The organism is Mesorhizobium sp. WSM4312 (assembly GCF_002294875.1).
Taxonomy (GTDB): Bacteria; Pseudomonadota; Alphaproteobacteria; order Rhizobiales; family Rhizobiaceae; genus Mesorhizobium.
In genome coordinates this window covers 271,804-297,145 of record NZ_NSFU01000005.1, presented here as the reverse complement: position 1 = coordinate 297,145, position 25,342 = coordinate 271,804, and the positions used below count along the sequence as shown (strand labels likewise).

The following is a 25,342-nucleotide window of genomic DNA, read 5'->3' as shown; positions in this document are numbered from 1 at the left end:
AAGCTCGGGGGAGAAAGTCTTTGGCGTCCAGCATCCACGACCTAGCGCGTCACCTGAACATTTCGATCGGCACCGTATCGCGGGCGCTGAACGGCCGCGCCGACGTCAATGCCGACACGCGCCAGCGCGTGCTCGACGCCGCCAAGAAGCTGAACTATTCACCCAACCAGTCCGGCCGCAGTCTCAGGCAAGGCGCGACCCACTCGATCGCCTTCATGCTGCAGCCGCATCCCGGCGACCAGCAATATGGCGAACCGTTCTTCATTCCCTTCCTGATCGGGCTGCAAGGCCGCCTTGCCGAAAGCGGACTCGACCTGACCGTGGTGATGGGCGCGCCGGGCGACTATCAGCAGGAGCGACTGCGCCGCGTCGTCGAGACCCGCCGCGCCGATGCCGTGCTGCTGGCCTGGACGCGGCGCGAGGACGAACGCATCGATTATCTCACACAGGTCGGCTTCCCCTTCGCCACGCTCGGCCGCAGCCGCAGCGGCGGCAAGGCCTATCCCTCGCTCGACCTGGATTTCGAGAAGGCGGGCAGCGATGCGGTCGACCGCTTGGTGGCGCGCGGCCACCGCCATATCGCCGCCATCCGCCCTTCCCTCAATCTCAATTTCGGCCATCTGTTTCTGAACGGCTACCGCAAAGCCCTGAAACGGCACGGCATCGAGGCCGACCCCGCGCTGATCGCCGACGGCTTCATCAACGAGGCCGGCGGCTACCAGGTGACGCCGCGCGTGATGCTGGCAAAGGACCGGCCGACGGCCATCATCTTCAACAACGACGCCATGGCCCTCGGCGGCTGCAAGGCGCTGGCCGAGATGGGCATCCGGCCGGGCCACGACATCGCGGTGACCGTGATCGTGGACACGCCGCTCTGCCGGTATTTTTCCCCGGCGCTGACCGCCTTCCGCCCGGCGCTGGAGCCGATGGGCCGGCGCCTGGCCGAAATGCTGCTGGCCTCGCTTCCCGCCTTCGCCGGCCCGGAAGGCCCGCGTATCATTCACGAAGTCTGGCCGCTGGAATTGGTCGCGCGCGACAGCGATTGATGGCGCTCGTAAAGCCTATCAATCCACCTTCTTCTCGCCCCGCTCGCCGGCCTTGACGATGTCGCCAGTGGTGAACAGGATTTCCTTCAACTCCGCCCGCCAGTCCTTCTTCTGGCGCAGCAGGAATTCCAGGTCCATGCCGAAATGCTTGAACTCCTCGCCTTGCGCGTTCTGCATGATGGCCCGCGCTTGCGCATCCTTCTCCACCGAGATGCGCTGTTCGTACCAGCCGATCGCTTCCGCCTCCTCGATCAGCGAGGTGATCATGCGGGCAAAGGTCCGCACCTTCTGCGACATTTCTTCAGGCGGTTCGTGATACTGGTCGAAACCCATGTCGTCCTCCGTGGTTCATTCCCATGAATGCCCGGGAATGCCGCCGGTTCCGCATCACCGCTGCAATTCCGCCAGCGCCCGCTCCAGCGGCGCCGGCGAAATCTGGATGGGTCCGGAGAACGGCACCGCTTGCCAATGACCCCGGCACCGATCACGCGGCGAACGTCGCGGCAAAGGCCAGGTGTCTCGCGCGAAAACTCGCCGCTCACGAAACCGGCGCCGCGCCGCCCTCTTGCGTGCGGCGCGCGATGAATTCGTCGAGCACTCCGGCGGTCGCCGCAGCTGAAGCGGGCGGCTCGAAATCGGCAAGAATGCGTTTCCAGATACCGGTGGCGCGCTCGCTGGCGGTCTTTGATCCGCTTTGCGTCCAGTTGCCGAAATTCGACCAGTCGGCCACCAGTGGCTCATAGAATGCGGTGCGGTAGCGCGCCATCGTGTGGCCGGCCGAGAAGAAATGCCCGCCCGGCTGCACTTCGGCGATGGCCTCGAAACCGATCGCATCGTCGTCGCCAGGCGTTGCCGCGCAAAGCTCGGCAATCGACTGCACAGCCTCGATGTCGGTGATCAGCTTCTCGAAGGAGACGCTCAGGCCGCCCTCCAGCCAGCCCGCGGCGTGGACGCAGACGGTGGCGCCGGCAAGCACCGAGCCCCAAAGGGCGAACTGCGACTCATGGGCGGCCTGCGCATCGGAAATGTTGGCGGCACTGCCGGCGCCCGAACGCCAGGGAAGGCCGATGAAGCGTGCCAATTGGCCGGCCCCCAGTGTCGCCTTGACGTGCTCGGGCGTGCCGAACGCCGGAGCGCCCGACTTCATGTCGACATTGGAGGAGAAGGAACCGTAGAGCACGGGTGCGCCCGGACGCACGATCTGCGCCAGTGCCAGACCGGCCAGCGCCTCGGCATGCTGCAGCGTCAGCGCGCCGGCGACCGTGATCGGCGCCATCGCGCCTGCCAGGCAGAACGGCGTGATGACCAGGACCTGCCCGGCGCGGGCGAAGTCGATGATGCCTTGCGCCATCGGAATGTCGAGCTGGCGCGGTGAATTGGTGTTGATGATGGTGTAGCAATGGGCGCCAGCGCGGAATTCATCCTCCGACAGCCCGCGCGTCAGCCGGATCATCTCGAAGCCATCCTCGACCTGCGGCGTGCCGCGCGCGAAGACAAAGGGGAACTTGTCGGACAGCGTCAACTGCGCGCGGTTGACGGCATAGTGGCGAAAACGGTTGTCGACATCCTGCGGCTCGATGCAGGGGCAAAGCATGTGCAGTACGTCGAAATGCTGGATGAGCTTGGTCAATTCCTCGAAGGCGCCGAGCGTTCCCGGCCGGCGGCCGCGTTCGAGATCGGTGACGTTCGGCGCGCCAGCGCCGGCGAGGAACGTCATCGAGCCGAGTTCGAGCAAAAGATCGCGGCTGCGGTCGCCCGCCAGCGCTGGAATTGATTTTGGCGCCGAGGCCAATGCCGCGGCCACGATGTCGCGGCCGATGCGCACCATGTCGGTGTCCGGCTCCACAAGCGCACCGGCGCGGGCGAAAATCTCCCGCGCCTGTGGCAAGAGCACCTTGATGCCGAGTTCCTCCAGCACACGCAGCGCCGTGTCGTGGATGGAAGCCACCTGGTCATCCGAAAAGATCGGCTGCGGCAAGAACGGGTTCTTCAGAGACCGGTAGTTGGGCCGGCGGCTGCTTTCGCTGCCGGCTTCGCCCGTGCGTCCACGCCGGCGCTCGCGCCTGCTGTCTCGTGCCTCGATCATCGAAATCCTCCTCATTGCCGCATCGCCTTGCCCGAGGGATCGTAGGGCGCCGGCGCGACGACGCGAGCCGGCCGTTCGACGCCGACAATGTGCACCGAAAGCGCCGTCCCCTCCTCGGTAAAATCGGCGTCGACCAACGCCAGCGCGACGCTCCTGCCGATCGTGTAGCCAAAGCCGCCCGACGTGACGAAGCCGACGCGCCGGCCATCGCGCCAGACCGGCTCGAAGCCGCCGGCGTCGGCCCGATGACGACTGCGCGGTTGTGCGACTTGAAGGCCTCCCTCCCGGTCTGTCAGAAGCACACCATATGCACACTAGACATAAGTGTCCAGTATTGCGCTTGCGCACCCGAACGATGCGTGGGATCATCCATTCTTCCGCCAGAGCGCGTGTTTTTCTCGGCCTGTGAACACGCCGGCGTTCAGGCATGCCGCACTGTCACGCAAGCATCATGTTCGCGCCGTAGACCGCTTTTCGGGGGCGGCGCGCGGCAGCATCGATGTACCGCCTCTTTCAGCTTTTTCGCTCTTCGGCCGCTCCGGCGCATCTGTCACAAAGAGGATCATCCATGAAACATCTCCACCGAACCGCCTGGATCGGCGTCGCGCTGGCCTTGTTCACCGCGCTCACGCCGGCGCTTGCCGACGGCACCGCGACCGTCGGCGGCCTCGTCAACAAGGGCCTGGTCGGCGTCGGCCGCATCCCGGCCGCACAGCGCGACAAATTCGGCGAGACGTTCGGCTCGGGTTCCGGCATGGCGATCGACACATCGAGCTGGACGCGTGATGCGGGCACCTACAAGGGTTCGCTCTGGCTGCTGCCGGATCGCGGCTACAATGTCGCCGGCACCACCGACTACCGACCGCGCCTCAACACGATCGGCATCGAGTTCACGCCGGCAGCAGCAGGCGCCGCTGGCCAGCAACAGACCGAAGTCAAGGCGACGCTCACCGACACCATGCTTCTCACCGACGACAAGGGCGCCGATGCCACCGGGCTCGATCCGCTGTCGGATGTGCGTGCCGCCGCAGGCGACATGCCGATGCTGCCCGCCGCCACCAATGGCAAGCTCGCCCTCGACAACGAAGCGATCGTGCGCCTGCCGGACGGCTCGATGTTCATCTCCGACGAATATGGCCCCAACATCTACCGCTTCTCGGCGCAGGGCCGCCTGCTGTCGGCGACCCAGCCGCCGGCGGCCCTGGTGCCGATGCGCAAGGGCGCGCCCAACTTCTCCTCGGACAATCCGGGTCCAGGTGCCGCCGAGCCCGATCCGAAGGATCCCGAGACCGGCCGCCAGAACAACCAGGGCCTCGAAGGCATGGCAATGACGCCGGACGGCAAGTTCCTGATCGCGGTGCTGCAGTCGGCGACCCGGCAGGATGGCGGCGATTCAGGTTCGACCCGGCAAAACACCAGGGCGCTGGTCTATGACGCTTCCGACCTCGCCCATCTCAAGCTGGCGCATGAATATGTCGTGCCGCTGCCGGTGTTCAAGGACGCCAAGGGCAAGACCAAGGTCGCCGCGCAAAGCGAGATCGTGGCGCTGTCGGACACGTCCTTCCTGATGCTGACGCGCGACAGCGGCAACGGCCAGGGCGTCAAGAGCGACAGCTCGCTTCTGCGCCAGATCTTTGTCGTCGACGTTTCGGCCGCAACCGACATCGCGGGCAGCCCTTTCGACGCCGCCGACAAGCCGGTCGCGCCCAAGGGCGTGCTCGATCCGTCGGTGACGCCGGCCAGGCTGACGCCGTTCATCGACATCAACGACAATGCGCAGCTCAACCGCTTCGGCCTGCACAATGGCGCGCCGAACGACCACAACAACCTGTCCGAGAAGTGGGAAGCAATGTCGCTGGCCAGCGTGCTCGATCCACAGCTGCCCGACGACTATTTCCTGTTCGTCGCCAATGACAACGACTTCCTCGCCCAGGACGGTTTCCAGGTCGGCGCCCCCTACAAGGCCGATGACGGCGCCAATGTCGACACCATGTTCCTGGTCTATCAGGTCACGCTTCCCGGCCTCGCCAGGAAATAATCAGTACGATCCAGGCGGACGCGCATGGCGCGTCCGCCTGAGTATTCCGGTCGAACCGTCGATCGTGAAGGTACTTACTTCAAGAACTCCGCGTCCTTCGGCACGCCGGCATCGATCGGCTCAGCCGTCCTGCTCGACACCGCCATGATCTTGCCGGCGGCCGACAGGTTGGGCCGCACGAAGACCTGCGCGGGACCGTTGACGCGGCTGTAGAGGTCGATGATGTCCTGGTTCATGAAGCGCACACAGCCCGACGAGGCATTCTTGCCGATGGAATCCCATTCTGGCGTGCCATGCAGCCGGTACATCGTGTCCTTGCCGTCGCGGAACAGATAGAGCGCGCGGGCGCCGAGCGGGCTCTGCGGGCCTGGCGGCATGCCGTCCTTGAATTTCGCCAGTTCCGGCCGGCGCTGGATCATTTCCGGCGGCGGCGTCCACACCGGCCACTTCTTCCGCGCCTGGACCACGGCGCTGCCGGTCCAGCCGAAGCCGGCCTTGCCAAGGCTGACGCCATAGCGGATGGCCTTGCCGCCGTCGCGCACCAGATAGAGGAAGTGCTCCGCGACATCGACGACGATGGTGCCGGGCTTTTCTCCGGTCGGGTCGGCCACGATCTGGCGGACGAACTTCGGATCGAGCTTGGCCACCGGGATCGCCGGCAGTTGATAGCCCTCGTCGGTGCGCGCCGCGTACATGGTTGCGGCGTCGCCGAGTGCCGGCTCGCTTGGCGCCGGCGCCACTGGCGGCGGCGGCGCCATATCAGTTGTGGTGCACGCCGAAACAACCACCGAGGCCGCGCTCAAAGCGGATGCCCCGAGAAAAGAGCGCCGGTTCAGGCGCTCGGAAAAAAGCGGAATATCGGACATGATCCCCCCGGCTTATCCATAAGATCTAGTAAGGAATGCGGGCCCCACGCCCCCGGGATCAATATCCCATTCCGTGAGCTTTGAGAACATGATTGGATCAAGGTCCATCACAATCCTGGCGGGCACGTTCCGCGCCCGTCCGCGATAGCCGCCCCGTGGACTACTGCTCCACGGCGCAGGGTGCATCTCGATCGGGCCTCCGATATCGTCGCGGGCCAGATTCACATTTGTCGAGTCGCCAGTCATGGACGAAAAAATGCCCGCGCGCCGGCGCACCGGCGACCTGACCAGCGGCCCGATCCCGCGCACGCTGCTGCTGTTTGCCCTGCCGGTGCTGGGTTCCAACGTGCTGCAGTCGCTCAACGGGTCGATCAATGCCGTCTGGGTCGGCCGTTTTCTCGGTGAATCGGCGCTGACCGCCACCTCCAACGCCAACCTCGTCCTGTTCCTGATCCTGGGCACCGTGTTCGGCATCGGCATGGCGGCGACCATCCTGGTGGCGCAGTCGGTCGGCGCCCGCGACCTGCCCGAGGCGCGCCGGATCGTCGGCACCAGCGCCACCTTCTTCTTCTTCGTTTCGGTGGTCTTCGCCGTCTGCGGCTGGATCTGGGTCGACGCCGTCCTGGGCACGCTTGGCACGCCGGCCGACGCCTTGCCGCTGGCGCGTTCCTATCTGCGCATCATCTTCGTCGCCGTGCCGATGATGAACCTCCTGTCCTTCGTCATGACGGTACTGCGCGGTGCGGGCGATTCACGCACGCCCTTCATCTTCATGGCGCTGGCGGTCGTCCTCGACATCGTGCTCAACCCGCTGCTGATCCGCGGCATCGGCCCCTTCCCCGAGCTTGGCATCGCCGGCTCCGCCACCGCGACGCTGATCGGCCAGACGGTGAGCGTCATCGCCATCCTCGTCGTGCTCTACGCGCGCAAGCACCCGCTGCGGCTGGCCGGCGCCAATCTCACCCTGCTGCGGCCCGACCCCGCCTTGCTGCGCATCGTCGTCTTCAAGGGCGTGCCGATGGGCCTGCAGATGATCGTCATTTCGGCGGCGGCCCTGACGGTGATGGGCATCGTCAATTCCTACGGTTCGCAGGTCGCCGCCGCCTATGGCATCGCCGCGCAGCTGTGGACCTACATCCAGATGCCGGCGCTGGCCATCGGTGCCGCGGTCTCCTCGATGGCTGCACAGAATGTCGGCGCCGGCCGTTGGGACCGGATCGGCCGCGTCGCCGCCTCCGGCGTCGGCTTCAACCTCGTCCTGACCGGCGCCCTGGTCGCGATGCTGTGGCTCTTCGACCGCCCGATCCTCGGCCTGTTCCTGAGCAGCGACAGCGCGGCGATCGACATCGCCGCCCACATCAACACGGCCGCGTCCTGGTCGTTCATCCTGTTCGGCATCACCATCGTGCTGTTCGCCACCGTGCGCGCCACCGGCGCGGTGATGCCGCCGCTGATCATCCTGGTGATTTCGGTGCTCATCGTGCGCACCGGCTTCGCCTATTTCATGCGCGGCGTGATCGGCGAGGAAGCGTTGTGGTGGAGTTTCCCGGCCGGCTCGATCACCTCGCTTGTGCTGGCCGCGGCCTACTACCGCTTCGGCGGCTGGCGCACATTGCACATGATCGAGAACAGGCCGGCGGCCGGCGAGCCGCCGGACACCGGGCTCGGCGTACCGCGCGGCCGCGCCAACATGGCGCCCGAGACGCCGAATGGTTGAAGCTCAGCGGGTGAATTTCGCGCCGAACCCCACCGCCACCAGCGAGAAGACGGTGATCATGCCGGCGAAAGCCAGGCTCGCCACCGTGGCGCTCGCCCAGCTCGACAGGATGCCGATGCCGATGACCGGCAGTGCATTGCCGCAGAAGCAGCAGATGAAGAAGGCCGACGCCACCTCGGCCCGGCGATCCGCCGGCGCAATCTGGTTCACTGCCTGCAGGCCGCCGCGATAGCCGAGCGCCGCCGCCACCCCGCAGAAGGCGGTGGCGACAATCATGGTGGCCATGGACGCGAAGAATTGCGCGGCCACGATCAGCGCTGCCGTCGGGATCATCAGCACCAGGGCCGCCAGCATGGTGAAACGGCTGGACAGGCTCGCCGTCACCACGATGGTCGCGGCAGCCACCAGCGACAATTCGAAAAACAGCGCGCCGGCTCCGGCATGGTTGGTCGCGTGCAGCTGCTGCGCCAGGATGCTTGGCGCCAGCGCAGCGTAGAAGCCGACCAGCGCCATGGCGCCGAAGCCCGTCACCGCGGGTGCAACGAAGCGCGTTCGGATGCTGACGGGAACCGAGAGGCGTGGCCGCATCGAGACATCGGTCAGCCGCCCCGGCCGCGACACGGTTTCCCGCGTGCGCCAAATCAGCAGCGTGACGAGGGCAAGCAAAGCCAGATAGACAGCGAATGTCAGCCGAAGTGGCCAGGGCGCGTATTGCGCCAGCAGTCCCGCCACAAGCGCGCCAAGCCCGAGCCCGACGAAATTGATGCTGGTGGCGATGATGGCCGCGCGCGATTTGTCCTCGCCTTCGATCAGCTCGGCCAGCCAGGCGGTTCCGGTTCCCGCGCCCACTCCGATCCCAAGACCGCTGAGTATCCGCGCAAGGTCGAGCCAAGCCACGTTTTCCGCAAACAGGAAAATCATCGCACTGACCACGGCAATGGCCATCGCCGCCAGCGCGGCTGGACGGCGGCCGACGACATCAGAGAGACGTCCGAAGAGGATAAGCGCGCCCAGATTGCCGATGACGTAGACGGCGTAGACCAGTGTCAGCGTGATCTGCGAGAAACCGAAGGCCTGCTTGTAGATGACATAGAGTGGCGTCAACGCCGTGCTGCCGGCGAAAAGGGCTGCAATCATGGCGGCGACGGCGGCCGTCGCCGCACGGCCACCGAGTTCGTTGTCGCGAGTCATGGTCTGAGCGTTGATGGTCATGCCGGCATCTTCTTTTGGGAAACTCCTGCCCAACGTCTACCTGGCGACGGCGGTTCCCGTTTCCGTCCAAAGCTCCTGACAAGATTGTCAGTATGGCGCGGCACCACATCCTCTCGTAACGTTCGCCTGTTCGAGAGGGAGAATCATGGGCAAAGGCAGGGTCGAGGCATTCACCGACGGCGTGGTGGCCATCATCATCACCATCATGGTGCTGGAGCTGAAGGTGCCGGAGGGCGAGAACTTCGCGGCCCTGGTGCCGCAATTGCCGGTCTTCCTGTGCTACGTGCTGTCATTCATCAATGTCGGCATCTACTGGAACAATCTGCACAACATGTTCCACACCGTGCAGCGCGTCGACGGCGGGGTCTTGTGGGCAAACCTGCATCTGTTGTTCTGGCTGTCCCTGATGCCTGTAACGACCGCCTTCATGGGCGAGAACCATTTCGCCACGGTTCCCGTCGCGGTCTACGGCTTCGATCTCGCAATGTGCGCGACCGCCTATGCCATCCTGGTCCTGGCACTGCGCCGGCTGCATGGTCAGGGCACCGCCTTCGCCAAGGCAATCGGCACTGACCGCAAGGGAAGGATTTCGCTTGCCGTCTATATAGCGGCCGTTGCGCTTGCCTTCCTCAACCGGTGGATCGGTGTGGGCCTCTATGTTGCCGTCGCCCTGGTGTGGCTTATACCGGACACGCGTTTTTCCCGCGTTCTCGAAAAATAGCTCCAAAAAGCCGCTCTATTTGCGCATCGCTTTCAGCTTTTCGGCGACCGACGCCGCAAGATCGGCGTAGCGCTCCTCCAGCCGTTCGGCTGCCTTGATGATCGAGAAATCATGGCCGAATTTCTCCAGCGCCATGCGCAGCTTCTCGACGAACTCGGCCTGTTTTTCCAGCGCGGAGAACAGTGTCTTCACTTGGGCTTCGCTGATATTAGGGTTGGCCAGCATCTGCGGCACCTCGCGCCCCATTTGGTCACCGGTGGCGGTCTGCTCTTTCAGAATTGCGATCCAGTCCGTCAATCGAAAATCTCCATTTGTGGGCAGCATGCGCAGTCGCGGCCCGACTGGTCAACCCGAACACGTGCTGACGAAGGCTTGCGCAAGCCCGTCCCGGCGCTAAGTTCGGCGCCATCGAGAAAAGGATGCTGTTGCTCATGATCACCGACGCTGAAATCCAGATCGCCCTGCCCGCGCTTGGCCCCGGCAACGCCGCCGTCATCACTGGCGCGGCCAGCGGCATAGGCCTGGCAGCCGCCAAGCGGCTTGCGCTGATGGGCATGAAGATCGTGCTCGCCGACATTGGCAGCGCGCGCCTTGACGATGCCTCCCGCGCCGTCTCGGCCATTGCCGGCGATGATGCGGTGCTTGCCGTCGCCGCTGATGTTTCGAAGGCCGATGAGGTCGATCGTCTCGCCGACCGCGCATTCGGCGCCTTCGGCGAGGTCTCGCTGCTGATGAACAATGCCGGCGTCGGCGACAATCCGGGAAAACCCTGGGAAAACCGCGATGGCTGGAAACGGCTGCTCGACATCAATTTCTGGGGCGTCGTGCATGGCGTCGAAGCCTTCGCGCCGCGCATGCTGGCGTCGGCCAAGCCGGGCCTGATCGTCAACACCGGTTCCAAGCAAGGCATCACCACGCCGCCCGGCAACCTCGCCTACAATGTCTCCAAGGCCGGCGTGAAGACATTCACCGAAGGCCTGGCGCACGCATTGCGCAACGAACCCGGCGCCCGCCTGTCGGCGCATCTGCTCATTCCCGGCTTCACCTATACCGGCCTCACCGAAGGGGCGACGGAAAAGCCCGCCGGCGCCTGGACCGGCGAACAGGTCATTGATTTCATGCTGGAATCTCTGGTCAGGGGCGACTTCTACATCCTGTGCCCGGACAATGAAGCAGCGCGCCCGCTGGATGAAAAGCGCATGGCCTGGGCCATCGGCGACATCATCGAAAACCGCCCCGCCCTGTCGCGCTGGCACCCGGACCACAAGGACGCCTTCGCGGCCTTCATCAAAGGCTGATCAGCAAGCTCTCAAGCCGCGTGCTTTTTCGGGCCTCGCTTTTGCGCGACGGCCTTCTTGGCGGCCATGGCGGCGATCTTTTCGTCATGCCGCCGCGCCGCCCGCTCGCACTTGTCGCGGATTTCCTCGACCTCGGATTCCGTCAGGTGCTCGATGCCGATGAAATGGTTGTGGCCCCTGCCGACCCGGATCAGTTCATCGAGCTTAGCCTGGATCGCGGCACTATCGCGATTCTGGGTGTTCTGGATCAGGAACACCATTAGGAAGGTGATGATTGTCGTGCCGGTGTTGATCACCAATTGCCAGGTGTCCGAGAAGCCAAAGAATGGCCCGCTCACCGCCCAGACAACGATAATCATACAGCAGACGGCGAATGTCAGCGGCAGCCCCGTCATGTGGGCTACCCAATTGGCAATCTTGGTAAAGACCTTTTCCATCTGTCGAGATCTCTCAATGGCTGCGGCGATGAGAAACAACCGGAGACCCGCTCGGGTTCCAGTCGGCAACAAATACATCAGGTGCAATTGGACACACGCAAGGCGCGCATGCGGCGGAAAACACACCTTATCGGTCTAATGTCATAGTAACCGTGCAGGCAAAAGTGCCTGTTCCTTCCGCTCCACAGCGGTTTACCTCCGGCCCCTTCCGCCGCGCCACCCCCGCATGGCGGAAGGGGTTTCAGTCCGGAGCGCGGAGCATGGTTTGCCGAAAGCGCCGACCGACGCTCGGCCAGACGGTCGCTCCACTTCCCGCAGCCGGCTTGCCAGCGCCGCTCTTGGCCTGATGATGGCCTGCGCGGCAGTGACGGCCAGGGCCAACCCATTGTCAGCGGAAGCCTAGGCGGCGTCGTTTTCCCAACGATCAAGGAAGGCCAAGATCGGCATGGACTGGATATCGGGAACCGCCCTGGCGAGTTTCTCGACCGGCCAGTCCCACCAGGCGAGCGCTTCGATCCGCGCCGCTATGTCGGGAGCAAAGCGCGGCCGGAGCGGCTTTGCCGGCACGCCGGCGGCGATCATGTAGGACGGCACGTCCTGCGTCACCACCGCATTGGCGCCGATGACCGCGCCATTGCCGATCGTGACGCCGGGCATGATCACCGCGCCGTGGCCGACCCAGACGTCGTGGCCGATGGTCACGGCCTTCGCCTGCCGCCGCTCGCGGAACGCCGCATCGACACCCAGCCAGCGGAAATATTCGTTCGGACGATAGCTGACCTTGTGCTGGGTCAACCGCTCGATCGGATGTTCAAGCGCGTTGATGCGGCTGTTGGCGGCAATCGAGCAGAATTTGCCGATGCTCGTATAGATCGCCTCGGCATGGCGCTCGAAATAGGAGAAATCCCCGACGCTCACCTCGCGCAGCACCACCCTCTCGCCGATCGAAGCGTAACGGCCGAGCTTGCACGCCTTCAACTCCGCGGTCGGATGGATGCGCGGCTCGGGATCTTTCAGGACGAGGTTTTCGGTGCGGTCCATGCGCGCGGCTTTACGCCCGAGCAATTGCTCCTGCAAGGCAGGAGCAATGGTCCGTGGCGCCAATCAGCACAAAAAGACGCCCATCCACCTATTTCGGCTTGCCCTTGCTCCACACCACGTTCTGGCCATAGAGCGGCACCGTGGTCACCGACATTTTGGCCGAGCCGTTCTGCACCTGGCGCGAATGCGAGAGATAGATCAGCGTCTCGTTGGTCTTGTCGTAGATGCGGTTCACCACCTGCTTCTTCCAGATCAAGCTGAGGCCCTGCTTGAACACCTCCTCACCGCCCTCGCCCGTGTCGATGTCGCCGATGGTGATCGGGCCGGTCTGACGGCAGGAGATCGACGAATCGGAGGGATCCTCGAACCAGTTGCCCTTGTGCAGGCGGTCGATGATGCTGCGGTCGAAATAGGAGACATGGCAGGTCACGCCATCCACCTTGGGATCCTTGATCGCTTCGACGATGATGTCATTGCCGACCCAGTCGACGCCGACCTTGCCGACTTCCTCGGCGACGGCGCCGCCGGCGCCAAGCACGACGCACGCGGCCAAGGCGCCGCCGATCAGTTTTCGCCCAATCCGTTCGCGCCCAACCAGTTCGAGCAAAGGAGCCTCCTGCGGTTCGAGTTGCCGGTATCAGGTGGGACGCGGCGTGCGGCTTTGCAAGCGGATGCGTCAACACCACCACGGTTGCGGCATCGCGGCACTTTGCCTGCGCAGGGCCAAACCGCTAAGACTGTCGCACCGGCGCGGCATTGAGCCGGCGCGATGATTTCTGCGGACGGACTTTTGTGATGATGCGTTCTATCCTGGTCGGCATTCTCGTCCTGATGGCGGCCGGCATCGGCTGGCTGACCTTCGACTGGTATCGCGGCCATTATGGCGGCGAACCGTTCGGCGCACCCTTCACCCTCGTCGACCAGAAAGGCGCGCCGATCACCGAAGCCGCCTTCCGGGGCCAGCCCAGCGTCATCTTCTTCGGCTTCACCCACTGCCCCGAAGTCTGCCCGACCACACTGTTCGAACTCTCCGGCTGGCTGAAGACGCTCGGCGACGACGGCAAGACCTTGCATGCCTATTTCGTCTCGGTCGACCCGGAGCGTGACACGCCGGCGGTGATGAACGCCTATGTCAGCAATTTCTCGGACCGCATCACCGGCATCACCGGCGACCCTGACAAGGTCCATGCCATGGCCAAGTCGTTCGGCATCTACTGGAAGAAGGTCGATACAGGCGACGGCGACTATACGATGGACCACACCGCCTCGGTGCTGCTGCTCAACTCCAGGGGCGACTTTGCCGGCACGATCGCCTATGGCGAAAGCGCCAGCACGGCCGTGGAGAAGCTGAAGCGCCTCGCGGCCAAGGGTTGATAAGTATCCATATGACCCAGACGCGGCTTCATTTCACCACCGGCAAGATCGAGGCAGAGCGCGTCTTCGCGGCGCTTGAGCTGGCCTTCGAGGATGAAGGCCTGCCGATCGCCGTGCTCGAGGTCGACGAAGACCAGGACATCCACGAGGTTTCGCTCTACGCCGATGGCGACGTCGATGCGATTGAAGCGCGGGTGAAGGACATTCTCGCCGGGCTTGCTCAGTCGAAGCCGGTCGAGCGCGAAGTGCTGCCCGACATCGACTGGGTGGCGCGTTCGCTGGAGGGCCTGAAGCCGGTGCGCGCCGGCCGTTTCTTCGTTCACGGCGCGCATGACCGCAGGAAGCGCCACAGCGGCGAACTCGCCATCGAGATCGAGGCCGGCCTTGCCTTCGGCACCGGCCATCACGGTACCACCGCCGGCTGCCTGGAAATGCTGGAGAAAGTGGTGCGGCGCGAGCACCCGCGCAATGCGCTCGACCTCGGCACCGGCAGCGCCGTGCTGGCCATCGCCGTCGCCAAGCTGGCGCATATTTCGGTGCTCGCCACCGACATCGACCCGGTGGCGGCGAAGGTCGCCGCCGTCAATGCGCGGCTCAATCACGTCAAGGCGCTCATCGAAACGGTCACCGCACCGGGCTTTCACCATCCGATCTTCGGCAAGCGTGCCCCTTTCGACCTGATCGTCGCCAACATATTGGCGCGGCCGCTGATGCGGCTGGCGCCGCAAATGGCCGGGCACATCGCACTTGGCGGCTCGATCGTCCTGTCAGGCATCCTCGAGCGCCAGCGCGACGCCGTCATCTCGGCCTATGTCGGCCAGAACTTCCGGCACATCAGCACCTTGCACCGCGAAGGCTGGGTTACGATCCACCTCAAGCGCTGAGATCGGCAACGCAACTGCCGATCCTCGACAGTCGCAACTTAGAACTTTGATGGGCCGTGGCATGGATTTCTCCGGAAAGCTGATCGTACCGCGGCTGGACCAGCCCCATTTGGTTGTCAGCCAGCCGGCGCTGTAGCAGTTTGCGCCAACCGGAAATCGATTCCGATTTCCGGACCCATAGGCTACGGTCACGCCGACATCAGGAGGCCCATCATGTTCCAGACCTTCGATTCCGCGGGCGACCCTTCGGTTGGCAAGCCGCGCGTGGCGCTGCTGCGCCAATGGCTGGCCGCCAATGGCCTCGACGGTTTTATCGTTCCGCGCGCGGACGAGCACCAGGGCGAATATGTCGCCGATCGATCGGCACGGCTGAAATGGTTGACCGGCTTCAGCGGCTCGGCCGGCGTCGCCATCGTGCTGCGCGACCGCGCCTTCATCTTCGTCGACGGACGCTACACGCTGCAGGTGCGCAGCGAGGTCGATCTCGACATCTTTGCCGTTGAAAGCCTGGTCGACAACCCGCCCGCCGTCTGGCTCAAGGACAATATCGGCAAGGGCGCGCGGCTGGGCTTCGATCCATGGCTGCACACGATTGGCGAGGTCAAGGCGTTGCAGGCCTCGGCCGACAAGACCGGCGCGGTGCTCGTGCCGCTCGAGAAAAACCCGATCGACATCATCTGGAACGACCAGCCCGCCGCGCCGGTGACGCCGGTCGAGCTGCACCCGATTGGCTTTGCCGGCGAACTCGCCAAGGACAAGCTGGCGCGGCTGGCAGCAGCGATCGGCAAGGACGGCGCCACCCATGCGGTGCTGACCGACCCCTCCTCCATCGCCTGGGCCTTCAACATCCGAGGCGGCGACGTACCGCACACGCCGCTGGCGCTCGGCTTCGCCATCCTCGCGGCGGACGGATCGCACCAGCTGTTCATGGACATGCGCAAATTCTCGCGCCAGGTCGCGGCCTATCTCACTCAGCTCGCCGATCCGCACGAGCCCGGCGAATTCGAGGCGGCGATCGCAGCGCTTGCCAAGGGTGGCGCCAAGATCGCGCTCGACCCGGTGCTGGCGGCCGACCGGCTGCGCATGCTGGTCGAGGACAATGGCGGCACGGTGGTCGCCGCGCCCGATCCTGCCCGCATCCCGCGAGCCACCAAGAACCAGGCCGAGATCAACGGCTCGCGCGCCGCGCACCGTCGTGACGGCGCGGCGGTGGCCAAGCTGCTGTGCTGGCTGGAGCGGCAAAAACCCGGCTCGCTCGACGAGATCGCGGTCGTCACAAGGCTGGAGGAGAGCCGCCGGCAGACCGGCGAGGAAACGCAAATGCCGCTGCGCGACGTGTCCTTCGACACCATTTCCGGCGCCGGCCCGAACGGCGCCATCATGCATTACCGCGTGTCGCGCGCCACCAGCCGCAAGCTGCAGGCCGGCGAGTTGTTCCTGCTCGATTCCGGCGCGCAGTATCAGGACGGCACCACCGACATCACCCGCACCGTGCCGATCGGCCAGCCGACCGAGGAAATGCGCGAACGCTTTACGCTGGTGCTGAAAGGCATGATCGGCATTTCCACGCTGCGCTTCCCCGCCGGCACGCGCGGCTCGGAAATCGACGCCGTCGCCCGCATGGCGCTGTGGAAGCATGGTTGCGACTTCGCCCATGGCACCGGCCATGGCGTCGGCTCTTATCTGGCCGTGCATGAAGGTCCGCAGCGCATTGCCCGCACCGGCACCGAAAAGCTGCTCGAAGGCATGATGCTGTCCAACGAACCCGGCTATTACAAGGAAGGCGCCTACGGCATCCGCATCGAGAACCTCATCCTGGTGACGCCGGCCGAACAGATCGAAGGCGGCGACATCGCCGTGCATGGCTTCGAGACGCTGACGCTGGCGCCGATCGACATCAGGCTGGTGCGGTCAGAGCTGCTGACTCGCGAGGAGCTGCATTGGCTAGACGCCTACCATGCCCGCGTGCTGGCCGAGATCGGACCGATGCTTGACGGCGAAACGCTGGCCTGGCTGGAAAAGGCGACAGCGCCGCTGCCGCACGACGCGAAGATTTGAGGCGAGCCTCTTTCTCCAAGTCACTATACGGGGAGTTGAGAAGCGGTCCGCGAAGCGGACGAAAAGCCAATTGCTTGGCTTTTCGAGTGACGAACGCCCGGCAGGGCAATGAGGGGCGGTGCCAACGCTCGGAAAGATCGCGGGCCAAACTACGCTGCGAACTGCCGCGCCAGGATGAGCACTGCCGCGCCAGCCAAAAACATCGACATCAGCCCGCCGCGCAGTGAGACCGCGGCGGTGACGACCAGCGCCGCCCATTCCGCCGGTCCGGCATTCAACAGCTCCGGCGCCACCAGCGTCGTCAGCACCGCCGCCGGCACGGCGTTGAGGCCGGCCTCGACGCGCGGATGGATGTTCTCGAAGCGGGAGATGACCAGATGCCCGCCGACGCGCGTGAGATAGGTGGCGACCGCGCCGGCGATGATGATCCAGAACGTCGTGCTCATGGCCTTGTCTCCACGCCGCTATGGTGCGGCGGCAGGATGACGGCGAGCAGCACGCCGGCAATGGCGCCGATCGAGACGTGCCAGGGCGAGCCGACCGTCTTGTAGGCGACGATTGAGGCGCAGGCACTGGCGACCACCACCGGCAGCCACAGCGGTCGCTTGCGGAAGCCCATCACCAGGCCGAGGAAATAGATCGGCAACAGGAAATCGATGCCCAGCGCATGCGTGTCGGGGATGAGCTTGCCGAACACAGCACCCAGCGCGCTTTCGGTTACCCAGAACACATAGACCGGCAGGCCAAGCCCCAGATACCAGGCGAAGCCGACCGTCTGGCCCGACGCCGCCCTCGCCTCGGCCACCGCGAACTGCGGATCGGTGAGGATGAAATAGCCGAGCGCCTGCTGGATGACAGGCCAATGCGCGATGCGCCGGCCAATGCCGGCGGAGTAGAGCACATGGCGGAAGTTGACGGCGAAGATCGACAGCACGATCAGCCATGGCGCGACATGCTGGCCGAACAGCTGGATGCCGACCATCTGGCTGGCACCGCCATAGACCAGCGCGCTCATCATAAAGGCTTCGAGGACCGAGAAACCATTGTCGACGGCAAGCGCCCCGAACAGCACCGCGAACGGCGCCGACGCCACGACGACAGGCATGGAGAGCCGCACGCCTTGCCAGAAGTCGCTTCTGCCGCCGCTCTCGGAAATCACGTCCGTCGCCATCGATCGCTCCAGGGTCGAAACCGTCGATGTAGGTAGTGCAGCCCGCCTTGTCACACGAATTCGCTTGAGCCAAACGATCAGCGGAAATGATCATCGCCGGGCTCGAGATGGAACTTAGTCCTTCGCGATTTTGCCCTCGATCGCCCTGCCCCAGTCGAGCAGCGGCTTGGCGCGCATGGTGAAATCGACGAGTTCCTCGACCAGTTCCGGCCCGTGGATGCCCGCCGGATCGATGACGTGGCGGACGGCAAAATGCCGGTTGCGGATCGCAGCGACGAGATCCTTGTCCGTAACGTGCTCGAAGCCCCGCGGCGTGCGTTTCATGGCGTCTTCGGCGCTAAGCTCGAGGCCGTTCTTCTTCAACGCCTTAACCATGGCGCGAAACCTGTCCGGCCACGTCTCGATGGCGCGCCGCATCGCCAGCAGCAGCGCAGCCTCCGGCTGCCACCAGGCGACGCCGGCAAAGCAGCCCTCAAGCCCGATATGAATGTAGAACACGCCCTGCACGGCCTTGCTGCCATCGGACGACAGGATCGCCGAGACATGCCGGTTGTAGGGCCGCTTGTCCTTGGCAAAGCGCACGTCACGATTGATGCGGAACAGCGACTTCTTGCGGTCGCCGCGCAAGCCGAGCCGCGCTTCCGCAAAGCGTTGGGTCAGCGTGTCGACGAGATCGCCAAGCGGATCGCGCAGTTCCTGTTCGAACAGGTCGCGGTTTTCCAAAAACCACTCCCGGCTCTGGTGGAAATCCAGCGCCTTCAGGAACGGAAGGGCCTTTGGGCCGAAGCCTTTGAACGCCATCACGCCTTGCCGACCCGTTGCAGCCAGGTGTCCTCGTCGATGACTTCGACGCCAAGTTCGCTGGCAAGCTTGAGCTTGGAGCCGGCGCCGGGTCCGGCGACCAGCAGATCGGTCTTGGCCGAAACCGAGCCGGCCACCTTGGCGCCCAGGCGTTCGGCCATCGCCTTGGCTTCCGAGCGCGTCATCTTCTCCAGCGTGCCGGTGAAGACGATGGTCTTGCCGGCAACCTCGCTGTCGGCCGAGACGGTGACGATATAGGGCTTGGGCCTGACCTGCTCGAGCAGCTTGTCGAGCACGTCGTCATTGCGTTCATTGCCGAAGAAATCGCGCAGCGCATCGATCACCGTGTCACCGATGCCGTTGACCGAAGGGAAGACGGTGTGCGGATCCTGCGCTGCCGCCGTTTCCTTGCCGACGCGGATCAGTTCCTCGATGGTGGAAAAGGTCTTGGCGAGCACGGCGGCCGTCGTCTCGCCGATATGGCGGATGCCGAGCGCGAAGATGAAGCGATCGAGTTCCGGCTCGCGGCGCGAGTCGATGGCCGCGAACAGCTTGTCGAGGCCTTCATAGTTGCGGTCCTCGATACTGCGCACATTCTTGCGCGTCTTTCCGGACGCCGCCTCACGCTGCCTGGCCTGCTCCTCGCGCCGCTCGGCCAGCGCCTTGGTGACGGCGGGCCGTCGGTCCCTGAGCGTAAAAATATCGGCGGCCGTCTTGATCAGTCCGGCATTGAAGAAGGTGTCGATGTTTTCGACGCCCAGGCCCTCTATATCGAGCGCCCCGCGCGAAACGAAATGGCGCAATCTTTCCACGGCCTGTGCTGCGCAGATCAGCTCGCCGGTGCAGCGCCGGCGGGAATCCTCCTTGCCGGTCTTCTCGTTGATCTCGCGCGTCGCCGGCGAGCCGCAGACCGGACAGGTATGCGGGAATTCGTAAGGCACGGCATCGGCCGGGCGCTTGTCGATGACGACGCTGACGATCTGCGGAATGACGTCGCCTGCCCGCTGGATCACCACCGTGTCGCCGATGCGCACATCGATGCCGTCGCGGATCGGCAGGCCGTTGCTGTCGAAACCCTTGATGTAATCCTCATTGTGCAGCGTGACGTTCTCGACCACGACGCCGCCGACGGTGACGGGCGCAAGCCTTGCGACCGGCGCCAGCGTGCCGGTGCGGCCGACCTGGATGTCGATCTTCTGCACGGTCGTCATCGCCTGCTCGGCCGGGAATTTGTGGGCAACCGCCCAGCGCGGCTCGCCGGTGACGAAACCCCAGCGGCGCTGCAGTTCCAGCTGGTCGACCTTGTAGACGACGCCGTCGATGTCGTAGCCGAGCGAGGAGCGCTGCTCCTCGATGCGATGATAGTGCGCTATGAGGTCGTCGATCGACTTCGCCCGCACCATCAGCGGGCTGACCTTGAACCCCCATTCCTTGAACTTCTGCACCGAATCGAACTGCGTCGGCGCGGGGTCCGCCGTCGTGTAGCCCCAGGCATAGGCGAAGAATTTCAGGTTGCGGCTGGCGGTGACCGATGGATCTTTCTGGCGCAGCGATCCTGCCGCCGTGTTGCGCGGATTGACATAATCCTGGCCGCCGACCGCTGCCGAACGCTGCTTCAAAGCTTCGAATTCGGCATAGGTCATGTAGACCTCGCCGCGGATTTCGATCGTCTCCGGCCAGCCCGAACCCTGCAACTTCTTCGGAATGTCGGCAATGGTCTTCAGATTCGCCGTGATGTCCTCGCCGACGGTGCCGTCGCCGCGCGTCGCGCCCTGCACGAACACGCCATTCTCATAGCGCAACGACGCCGACAGCCCGTCGATCTTCGGTTCGGCCGTGAAGGCGATATCGAGGTCCTTGTCGCGATCGAAGAAGCGCCGGCCGCGCTCGATGAAATCGGCGACGTCCTCGTCGGTATAGGCCTTGGCGAGGCTGAGCATCGGCACGGCATGGCGCACCTTGGCGAAACCTTCGGCCGGCGGCGCGCCGACCCTGCGCGACGGCGAATCCTCGCGCACCTGGTCGGGAAAACGCTCCTCGATGGCAAGGTTGCGCCGGCGCAGCGCATCATATTCAGCGTCGGTGATCGTGGGCGCGTCCTCGGCATGGTAGCGCCGGTCATGCTCGGCGATCTCCTCCGCCAGGCGCTTCAGCTCGGCTTCAGCCTCGCTTTCGCTGAGCGAATCGACAGGTTTTTCGGCCATGCTTTTCTTCCCCGAACGGTGGCGCGCCACAATAGAGCATGATCCCGAAAAGTGGGAACCGGTTTTCGGAAAAGATCATTCCTGAACAGCAGGATGGAGCCATATCCTGACTCGCTGCCATATCCTGCCCCGTCAATGACGCCGGATGGCCTTACGCCGCGTTTGTGTTCTCGCGCAGCAGCCTTTCGGCGGCGGCGCGTGCCTCGTCGGTGATCGTGGCGCCGGCCAGCATGCGGGCGATCTCTTCCTGCCGCGCCGGCCTGTCCATCTCGGCAATGCCGGTCGCCACACGGTCCGTGCTGCCCGATTTTGAGATCAGGAAATGCGTCGCCGCGCGCGCCGCCACTTGCGGCGCATGCGTGACCGACAGCACCTGCACGCGCTTCGACAGCCGCGCCAGCCTTTGGCCGATGGCATCCGCCACGGCGCCACCGACGCCGGTGTCGATTTCGTCGAAAACCAGCGTCGGCGCCGAGCCACGGTCGGCCAGCGCCACTTTCAGCGCCAAAAGGAAGCGCGACAACTCGCCGCCGGACGCCACCTTCATCATCGGCCCGGGCCGCGTGCCGGGATTGGTGCGCACCCAGAACTCGATCTGGTCGATGCCCTCTTCCATGCGGATCTCGGCCTCGCTCTTCATCTCGACGATGAAGGCGGCGCGTTCGAGCTTCAGCGCCGGCAATTCGGCCATCACAGCCTTGGTCAGGCCGGCGGCTGCCGCGTGGCGAAGCGAAGAAAGCTGCGCCGCGGCGATGTCATAGGCCTCGCGTGCCGCCGCGGCCTGCTTTTCCAACCCATGCAGGCGTTCCTCGCCGGCATCGAGATCAGCCAGATCCGCAACCATCGTGTCGCGCAGTTGCGCCAGATCGTCGACGGCGACACTATGCTTGCGTGAGGCCGCGCGCAGCGAAAACAGCCGCTCTTCCGCCTTCTCCAGCCGCTGCGGGTCATACTCGGTGGCGCGAAGTGCCGCCTCGACGCCGGATTGCGCGGCGTCGAGCGACAGCATGGCTTCGTCCAGCGACTTGACCACGTCCTCGAGCAGGCCGGGCGCCTCCGTCGCCTTGCGCTGCAGCCGTCTCAGCAGACTGGCGAGTTGCGGCAAGGGCGAAGACGGGCCGGACAGTACATCCTGGGCGTCATGGATTTCGGAAGCGATCTTTTCGGCGCGCATCATGTGGGCGCGCAGTTCGGCAAGTTCCGTTTCCTCGCCAGGCTGCGGATCGAGCTTGGTCAGCTCCGCCACCGCCGCACGCAGGTAATCGGCCTCGCGCGCCGCTGCCGCCACCTTGGCGCGGTGGCGCGTGAGCTCCTGCTCGCAGGCGCGCCAGTGGCGCCAGGCCTCGCCGGTCGATCGGACAGCGCCGAGATGGCCGCCGAAAGCGTCGAGCACGTCGCGATGGGCGCCCGGATCGACCAAGGCGCGTTCGTCGTGCTGGCCGTGGATCTCGACCAAAGCGCGCCCGACATCGCGCATCAGCGTCACGCTGGACGGCTGGTCGTTGACGAAGACGCGGGTGCGGCCGTCCGCCGTCTGCACGCGGCGCAGGATGATGTCGCCATCATCCTCGATGGCATTCTCGACGAGCAGCGCGCGTACCGGATGGTTGCGCGCCACATCGAACACGGCAATGACCTGGCCCTGTGGTGCCCCATGGCGCACCAGGGAGGCGTCGCCGCGCGCGCCGAGCGCCAGTGACAGGGCATCGAGCAGGATGGATTTGCCGGCGCCGGTTTCACCCGTCAGCACGGAAAGGCCCGGCTGGAAGTCGATATCCAGCTTCTCGATCAGGACGATATCGCGGATCGACAGTCTGGAAAGCATCAGAACCCGAACCTCAGGCAATTCCAGGAAAGGTGCGTAGCGTTTTTCCCATCGGAATTGCGTAGGACAAAAAGTTGGGACGGCTCAGCGCTTCAATCAAACCACTGAACCGCCGTGGAGCGGTGCGCGACCGATTGGAGTCGCAGCGCCGCACTATCTTTTTGTTTCAGCATCGGATCAATCCGAAAAGCGCGCTCGCACGCTTGCGCCTGACAGATCAGGCGCCGGTGATCAGCTTCCCGGCCTTGGAAATCCACGATCCGGCATTCTCGCGCGGCGAAAGCCCGTTGCTCTGCAGGAGCTTGTAGGAATCCTTGTACCACGGGCTGTCGGGATAGTTGGTGCCGAGCACCGCGGCGGCCGTCTGGGCCTCCGAGGTCAGCCCCATCGCGTAATAGCTTTCGGTAAGGCGGGCCAACGCTTCCTCGACATGACGCGTGTTGGAATAGTTTTCCACCACGGTGCGGAAGCGCTTGACGGCGGCGATGTACTCGCGGCGCTCCAGATAATAGCGGCCGATCTGCATTTCCTTGCCGGCGAGCTGGTCGTTGGCGAAGCGGATCTTCTCCTTGGCGTCGTCGACATATTCCGACGTCGGCCAGCGCGTGACCAGATCCTGCATCGTCTGCAGCGTCTGGCGCGCTTCCTTCTGATCCTGCGTCACGTCCTTGATCTGGCGATAGTAGCTCAGGCCGATGATGTACTGTGCATAGGGCGCGTCATCGGTGGACGGATAAAGCGCCAGATAGCGCTTGGCCGACGCGATCGCCTCGTCGTAGCTGCCCTTTCGATAGTCGGCGAAAGCGCCCATCACCATCGATTTGCGAGCCCATTCCGAATAGGGGTGCTGGCGGTCGACGGCGTCGAACTTCTTGCTCGCCTCGTCGAGGCGGCCGGCATTCAAATTGGCGAGACCCTGGTTGTAGAGAACGTCGGCCGGCTCGGTCTGGTCGACGTATTTCGACAGATCGATGTCTTTCTCCGACGACATGCAGGCCGACAGAAAGAGCGATGGAACAACCAGCGAAAGCGCCAGGAGAACAGACCGCTTTGGCGCTTTCGATTGACCGACTCGCTTGAAGAACATGATTGGATTGCGCCCTTTCGGCGTTATTTTAATGCCTCTTGCATGCTGTTGTCCCAAAACTGGTCCCCACTTTTGAGCGACATGCACTAATCGACGGCAGCAGCCATAAACCATAACCGCCTTGCCCGGCAACGCTATCTCCGGGCAATGGCGCATTTTTGTGGCGGCAAGGCGGCGCTAGGGCATCCCTATGATTTCGCCGGTCGATGATGCATTCCTGCAACACCCGGCATCCCGCCACAAAGCGTGAAAACGGTGCGAAACCTAGATCATCCAAGGCGCGTAGAGCGGCGCATTGACGGCGCTCATCTCTGCCGCGCGGCCACGCTCGCGGCGTGTCGTCTCGACGATCTCGAAGGCCGTGCGGTCCGACAGCAGGCGCCGCAGCGCCGCGGCGTTCAGCCTGTGGCCGCCGCGATAGGAGCGGAAACAGCCGATGAAGCGGGCTCCGGCCAGAGCCAGGTCGCCCATGGCGTCGAGCGTCTTGTGGCGCACGAATTCGTTGGGATAGCGCAGGCCGCCCATATTGATGACGCGGTTGTCGTCACCGATCACCAGCGAGTTCTCGAGCGAGGAGCCAAGCGCGTAGCCGGCCGCCCACAGCCGCTCGACATCCTTCATGAAACCGAAGGTGCGGGCGCGCGCTATATCGCGGCGAAAAATGTCGGCATTGATGTCCGACGCAAAGAGCTGACGGCCGATGGCCGGGCTTTCGAAATCGATCTCGACCTCGAAGCGGGTGCCGTCATAGGGCCTGAACTCCGCCCAGGAAGCACCGTTCTCGATGCGAACCGGCTTGACGACCCTGATATAACGCCGCTTGACCGGCAGCGTCTCGATGCCCGCCTGGTCGATGGCTTCCACGAAGGCCATGGCGCTGCCGTCGAGGATGGGAACCTCGTGGCCGTCGATCTCGATGAGAACATTGTCGATGCCGAGCCCGAACAGCGCGGCCATGATGTGCTCGACGGTGGCGATATGCTCGCCCGAGGGATCGCCAAGCATGGTGCACAGATCGGTGGCGCCGATCTCGGAAAACAGGGCACGGAACTCGCGGCCCTGCCCTTCGCCATTGATGAGCTGGAACACGATGCCGGTGTCGGCATCCGCCGGCAGGAAACTGATGGAAACTTCTTTGCCGCTGTGGACGCCGGTGCCCGTAAGCGACGCGCGCGTCTTCACTGTCGTCTGGTAGTCGTGCAAGACAATCCCCATAAGCCCGATATGCCTAAGTCCGCTTCTCCAGCCCAAGGGCGCGGCTCTTGTTAAATCGGCAGGCAGGGTCACTTCCCCGAAATCCCGGCAGACCGACTATGGTAGGCAGCGAAGATAATGTCCCGCCAGGGAGACTCCAAATCACGGTTTCTTACCCTCTGTAACCGCGAGCCGGAGCAAGCCCCATATCGTAACTGTTTGATTCTACAGCACTTAAAATGTTAACAGGCGAGCAATCCCTTGCTCGCCTGTTAACAATTG

General features: G+C 64.4%; 23 protein-coding genes and 1 pseudogene. 8 read left to right on the top strand and 16 right to left on the bottom strand.

The annotated features are described in order from the left end of the window. The first annotated feature begins 20 nt into the window (after positions 1 to 20). The gene (locus tag CK228_RS10285; protein ID WP_095773972.1) at positions 21 to 1,046 is read left to right on the top strand and encodes a LacI family DNA-binding transcriptional regulator; all 1,026 of its coding nucleotides are present in this window, start codon (positions 21 to 23) and stop codon (positions 1,044 to 1,046) included. 18 nt (positions 1,047 to 1,064) lie between these two features. Here CK228_RS10285 and CK228_RS10280 read toward each other — a convergent pair whose 3' ends face one another. The 3 genes and pseudogenes from CK228_RS10280 to CK228_RS10270 all read right to left on the bottom strand — a co-directional run. Continuing rightward, positions 1,065 to 1,379 (bottom strand): hypothetical protein, encoded by a 315-nt coding sequence (locus CK228_RS10280; RefSeq protein ID WP_095787767.1) that lies wholly within the window; start codon positions 1,377 to 1,379, stop codon positions 1,065 to 1,067. A gap of 205 nt (positions 1,380 to 1,584) precedes the next feature. Continuing rightward, positions 1,585 to 3,132 (bottom strand): trimethylamine methyltransferase family protein, encoded by a 1,548-nt coding sequence (locus CK228_RS10275; protein ID WP_095787766.1) that lies wholly within the window; start codon positions 3,130 to 3,132, stop codon positions 1,585 to 1,587. Between the two features lie 11 nt (positions 3,133 to 3,143). Continuing rightward, a pseudogene (locus tag CK228_RS10270) lies at positions 3,144 to 3,374 on the bottom strand (glycine cleavage T C-terminal barrel domain-containing protein); the annotation flags it as partial. Between the two features lie 326 nt (positions 3,375 to 3,700). Between CK228_RS10270 and CK228_RS10265 the strand changes: the two are divergent. Then, positions 3,701 to 5,170: an esterase-like activity of phytase family protein gene (locus CK228_RS10265; RefSeq protein ID WP_095787765.1), complete on the top strand. Its 1,470-nt coding sequence runs from the start codon at positions 3,701 to 3,703 to the stop codon at positions 5,168 to 5,170. Between the two features lie 74 nt (positions 5,171 to 5,244). Here CK228_RS10265 and CK228_RS10260 read toward each other — a convergent pair whose 3' ends face one another. Beyond that, positions 5,245 to 6,036, bottom strand: coding sequence for a L,D-transpeptidase (locus CK228_RS10260; RefSeq protein ID WP_095787764.1), 792 nt, complete (start codon positions 6,034 to 6,036; stop codon positions 5,245 to 5,247). A gap of 244 nt (positions 6,037 to 6,280) precedes the next feature. On the opposite strand from CK228_RS10260, the gene CK228_RS10255 reads away from it, so the two are divergent. Beyond that, positions 6,281 to 7,753, top strand: coding sequence for an MATE family efflux transporter (locus tag CK228_RS10255; RefSeq protein ID WP_095787763.1), 1,473 nt, complete (start codon positions 6,281 to 6,283; stop codon positions 7,751 to 7,753). A 3-nt stretch (positions 7,754 to 7,756) separates the two neighbouring features. On the opposite strand, the gene CK228_RS10250 is transcribed toward CK228_RS10255, so the two are convergent. Then, a complete protein-coding gene (locus CK228_RS10250; RefSeq protein WP_095787762.1) occupies positions 7,757 to 8,965 on the bottom strand; it encodes an MFS transporter in 1,209 nt (402 codons plus the stop codon). Between the two features lie 145 nt (positions 8,966 to 9,110). On the opposite strand from CK228_RS10250, the gene CK228_RS10245 reads away from it, so the two are divergent. Next, positions 9,111 to 9,686, top strand: coding sequence for a TMEM175 family protein (locus tag CK228_RS10245; RefSeq protein WP_095773966.1), 576 nt, complete (start codon positions 9,111 to 9,113; stop codon positions 9,684 to 9,686). A gap of 15 nt (positions 9,687 to 9,701) precedes the next feature. On the opposite strand, the gene CK228_RS10240 is transcribed toward CK228_RS10245, so the two are convergent. Then, a complete protein-coding gene (locus CK228_RS10240; RefSeq protein ID WP_095787761.1) occupies positions 9,702 to 9,983 on the bottom strand; it encodes a hypothetical protein in 282 nt (93 codons plus the stop codon). A gap of 134 nt (positions 9,984 to 10,117) precedes the next feature. Between CK228_RS10240 and CK228_RS10235 the strand changes: the two genes are divergently transcribed. Then, entirely contained in the window at positions 10,118 to 10,984 is an 867-nt protein-coding gene (locus CK228_RS10235) for an SDR family NAD(P)-dependent oxidoreductase (protein ID WP_095787835.1), read from the top strand. 11 nt (positions 10,985 to 10,995) lie between these two features. Here CK228_RS10235 and CK228_RS10230 read toward each other — a convergent pair whose 3' ends face one another. From CK228_RS10230 to CK228_RS10220, 3 genes are all read right to left on the bottom strand, one after another. Next, complete coding sequence (locus tag CK228_RS10230; protein ID WP_095773964.1) at positions 10,996 to 11,421, bottom strand: low affinity iron permease family protein; 426 nt, start codon at positions 11,419 to 11,421, stop codon at positions 10,996 to 10,998. A 399-nt stretch (positions 11,422 to 11,820) separates the two neighbouring features. Further along, complete coding sequence (locus tag CK228_RS10225; protein WP_095787760.1) at positions 11,821 to 12,462, bottom strand: DapH/DapD/GlmU-related protein; 642 nt, start codon at positions 12,460 to 12,462, stop codon at positions 11,821 to 11,823. 88 nt (positions 12,463 to 12,550) lie between these two features. Next, positions 12,551 to 13,069 (bottom strand): CreA family protein, encoded by a 519-nt coding sequence (locus tag CK228_RS10220; protein ID WP_095787759.1) that lies wholly within the window; start codon positions 13,067 to 13,069, stop codon positions 12,551 to 12,553. Between the two features lie 188 nt (positions 13,070 to 13,257). Here CK228_RS10220 and CK228_RS10215 point away from each other — a divergent pair, with 188 nt between their 5' ends. The 3 genes from CK228_RS10215 to CK228_RS10205 all read left to right on the top strand — a co-directional run bounded on the left by CK228_RS10215 (position 13,258) and on the right by CK228_RS10205 (position 16,778). Beyond that, positions 13,258 to 13,836 carry an SCO family protein gene (locus CK228_RS10215; protein WP_095787758.1) on the top strand — a complete coding sequence of 193 codons (579 nt, stop codon included), beginning with the start codon at positions 13,258 to 13,260 and terminating at the stop codon, positions 13,834 to 13,836. Between the two features lie 11 nt (positions 13,837 to 13,847). Beyond that, positions 13,848 to 14,720 carry a 50S ribosomal protein L11 methyltransferase gene (locus tag CK228_RS10210; protein ID WP_095787757.1) on the top strand — a complete coding sequence of 291 codons (873 nt, stop codon included), beginning with the start codon at positions 13,848 to 13,850 and terminating at the stop codon, positions 14,718 to 14,720. Between the two features lie 213 nt (positions 14,721 to 14,933). After that, entirely contained in the window at positions 14,934 to 16,778 is a 1,845-nt protein-coding gene (locus tag CK228_RS10205) for an aminopeptidase P family protein (protein ID WP_095787756.1), read from the top strand. Positions 16,779 to 16,927: 149 nt separating this feature from the next. Here CK228_RS10205 and CK228_RS10200 read toward each other — a convergent pair whose 3' ends face one another. From CK228_RS10200 to lpxC, 7 genes are all read right to left on the bottom strand, one after another. Beyond that, positions 16,928 to 17,224, bottom strand: a complete 297-nt coding sequence (locus tag CK228_RS10200; RefSeq protein ID WP_095787755.1) for an AzlD family protein — start codon at positions 17,222 to 17,224, stop codon at positions 16,928 to 16,930. Further along, the gene (locus CK228_RS10195; RefSeq protein WP_095787754.1) at positions 17,221 to 17,949 is read right to left on the bottom strand and encodes an AzlC family ABC transporter permease; all 729 of its coding nucleotides are present in this window, start codon (positions 17,947 to 17,949) and stop codon (positions 17,221 to 17,223) included. The genes CK228_RS10200 and CK228_RS10195 overlap by 4 nt, the downstream gene beginning before the upstream one ends. A 114-nt stretch (positions 17,950 to 18,063) precedes the next feature. Continuing rightward, entirely contained in the window at positions 18,064 to 18,753 is a 690-nt protein-coding gene (locus tag CK228_RS10190; RefSeq protein WP_179295867.1) for a DUF2461 domain-containing protein, read from the bottom strand. After that, on the bottom strand, positions 18,750 to 20,954 hold the full coding sequence (gene ligA / locus CK228_RS10185) for an NAD-dependent DNA ligase LigA (RefSeq protein ID WP_095787752.1): 2,205 nt from the start codon (positions 20,952 to 20,954) through the stop codon (positions 18,750 to 18,752). The genes CK228_RS10190 and ligA overlap by 4 nt, the downstream gene beginning before the upstream one ends. A 151-nt stretch (positions 20,955 to 21,105) precedes the next feature. Beyond that, positions 21,106 to 22,779, bottom strand: coding sequence for a DNA repair protein RecN (gene recN, locus CK228_RS10180; RefSeq protein WP_095787751.1), 1,674 nt, complete (start codon positions 22,777 to 22,779; stop codon positions 21,106 to 21,108). 217 nt (positions 22,780 to 22,996) lie between these two features. After that, a complete protein-coding gene (locus CK228_RS10175; protein WP_095787750.1) occupies positions 22,997 to 23,866 on the bottom strand; it encodes an outer membrane protein assembly factor BamD in 870 nt (289 codons plus the stop codon). A gap of 264 nt (positions 23,867 to 24,130) precedes the next feature. Further along, positions 24,131 to 25,081 carry a UDP-3-O-acyl-N-acetylglucosamine deacetylase gene (gene lpxC / locus CK228_RS10170; protein ID WP_095773952.1) on the bottom strand — a complete coding sequence of 317 codons (951 nt, stop codon included), beginning with the start codon at positions 25,079 to 25,081 and terminating at the stop codon, positions 24,131 to 24,133. Positions 25,082 to 25,342: the final 261 nt, after the last annotated feature.

Coding starts and splice junctions, on each gene's coding strand:
- CK228_RS10280 (WP_095787767.1), bottom strand. CDS start 1,379: ATGGGTTTCGACCAGTATCACGAACCGCCTGAAGAAATGTCGCAGAAG.
- CK228_RS10275 (WP_095787766.1), bottom strand. CDS start 3,132: ATGATCGAGGCACGAGACAGCAGGCGCGAGCGCCGGCGTGGACGCACG.
- CK228_RS10265 (WP_095787765.1), top strand. CDS start 3,701: ATGAAACATCTCCACCGAACCGCCTGGATCGGCGTCGCGCTGGCCTTG.
- CK228_RS10260 (WP_095787764.1), bottom strand. CDS start 6,036: ATGTCCGATATTCCGCTTTTTTCCGAGCGCCTGAACCGGCGCTCTTTT.
- CK228_RS10255 (WP_095787763.1), top strand. CDS start 6,281: ATGGACGAAAAAATGCCCGCGCGCCGGCGCACCGGCGACCTGACCAGC.
- CK228_RS10250 (WP_095787762.1), bottom strand. CDS start 8,965: ATGACCATCAACGCTCAGACCATGACTCGCGACAACGAACTCGGTGGC.
- CK228_RS10245 (WP_095773966.1), top strand. CDS start 9,111: ATGGGCAAAGGCAGGGTCGAGGCATTCACCGACGGCGTGGTGGCCATC.
- CK228_RS10235 (WP_095787835.1), top strand. CDS start 10,118: ATGATCACCGACGCTGAAATCCAGATCGCCCTGCCCGCGCTTGGCCCC.
- CK228_RS10230 (WP_095773964.1), bottom strand. CDS start 11,421: ATGGAAAAGGTCTTTACCAAGATTGCCAATTGGGTAGCCCACATGACG.
- CK228_RS10225 (WP_095787760.1), bottom strand. CDS start 12,462: ATGGACCGCACCGAAAACCTCGTCCTGAAAGATCCCGAGCCGCGCATC.
- CK228_RS10215 (WP_095787758.1), top strand. CDS start 13,258: ATGATGCGTTCTATCCTGGTCGGCATTCTCGTCCTGATGGCGGCCGGC.
- CK228_RS10210 (WP_095787757.1), top strand. CDS start 13,848: ATGACCCAGACGCGGCTTCATTTCACCACCGGCAAGATCGAGGCAGAG.
- CK228_RS10205 (WP_095787756.1), top strand. CDS start 14,934: ATGTTCCAGACCTTCGATTCCGCGGGCGACCCTTCGGTTGGCAAGCCG.
- CK228_RS10200 (WP_095787755.1), bottom strand. CDS start 17,224: ATGAGCACGACGTTCTGGATCATCATCGCCGGCGCGGTCGCCACCTAT.
- CK228_RS10195 (WP_095787754.1), bottom strand. CDS start 17,949: ATGGCGACGGACGTGATTTCCGAGAGCGGCGGCAGAAGCGACTTCTGG.
- ligA (WP_095787752.1), bottom strand. CDS start 20,954: ATGGCCGAAAAACCTGTCGATTCGCTCAGCGAAAGCGAGGCTGAAGCC.
- recN (WP_095787751.1), bottom strand. CDS start 22,779: ATGCTTTCCAGACTGTCGATCCGCGATATCGTCCTGATCGAGAAGCTG.
- CK228_RS10175 (WP_095787750.1), bottom strand. CDS start 23,866: ATGTTCTTCAAGCGAGTCGGTCAATCGAAAGCGCCAAAGCGGTCTGTT.
- lpxC (WP_095773952.1), bottom strand. CDS start 25,081: ATGGGGATTGTCTTGCACGACTACCAGACGACAGTGAAGACGCGCGCG.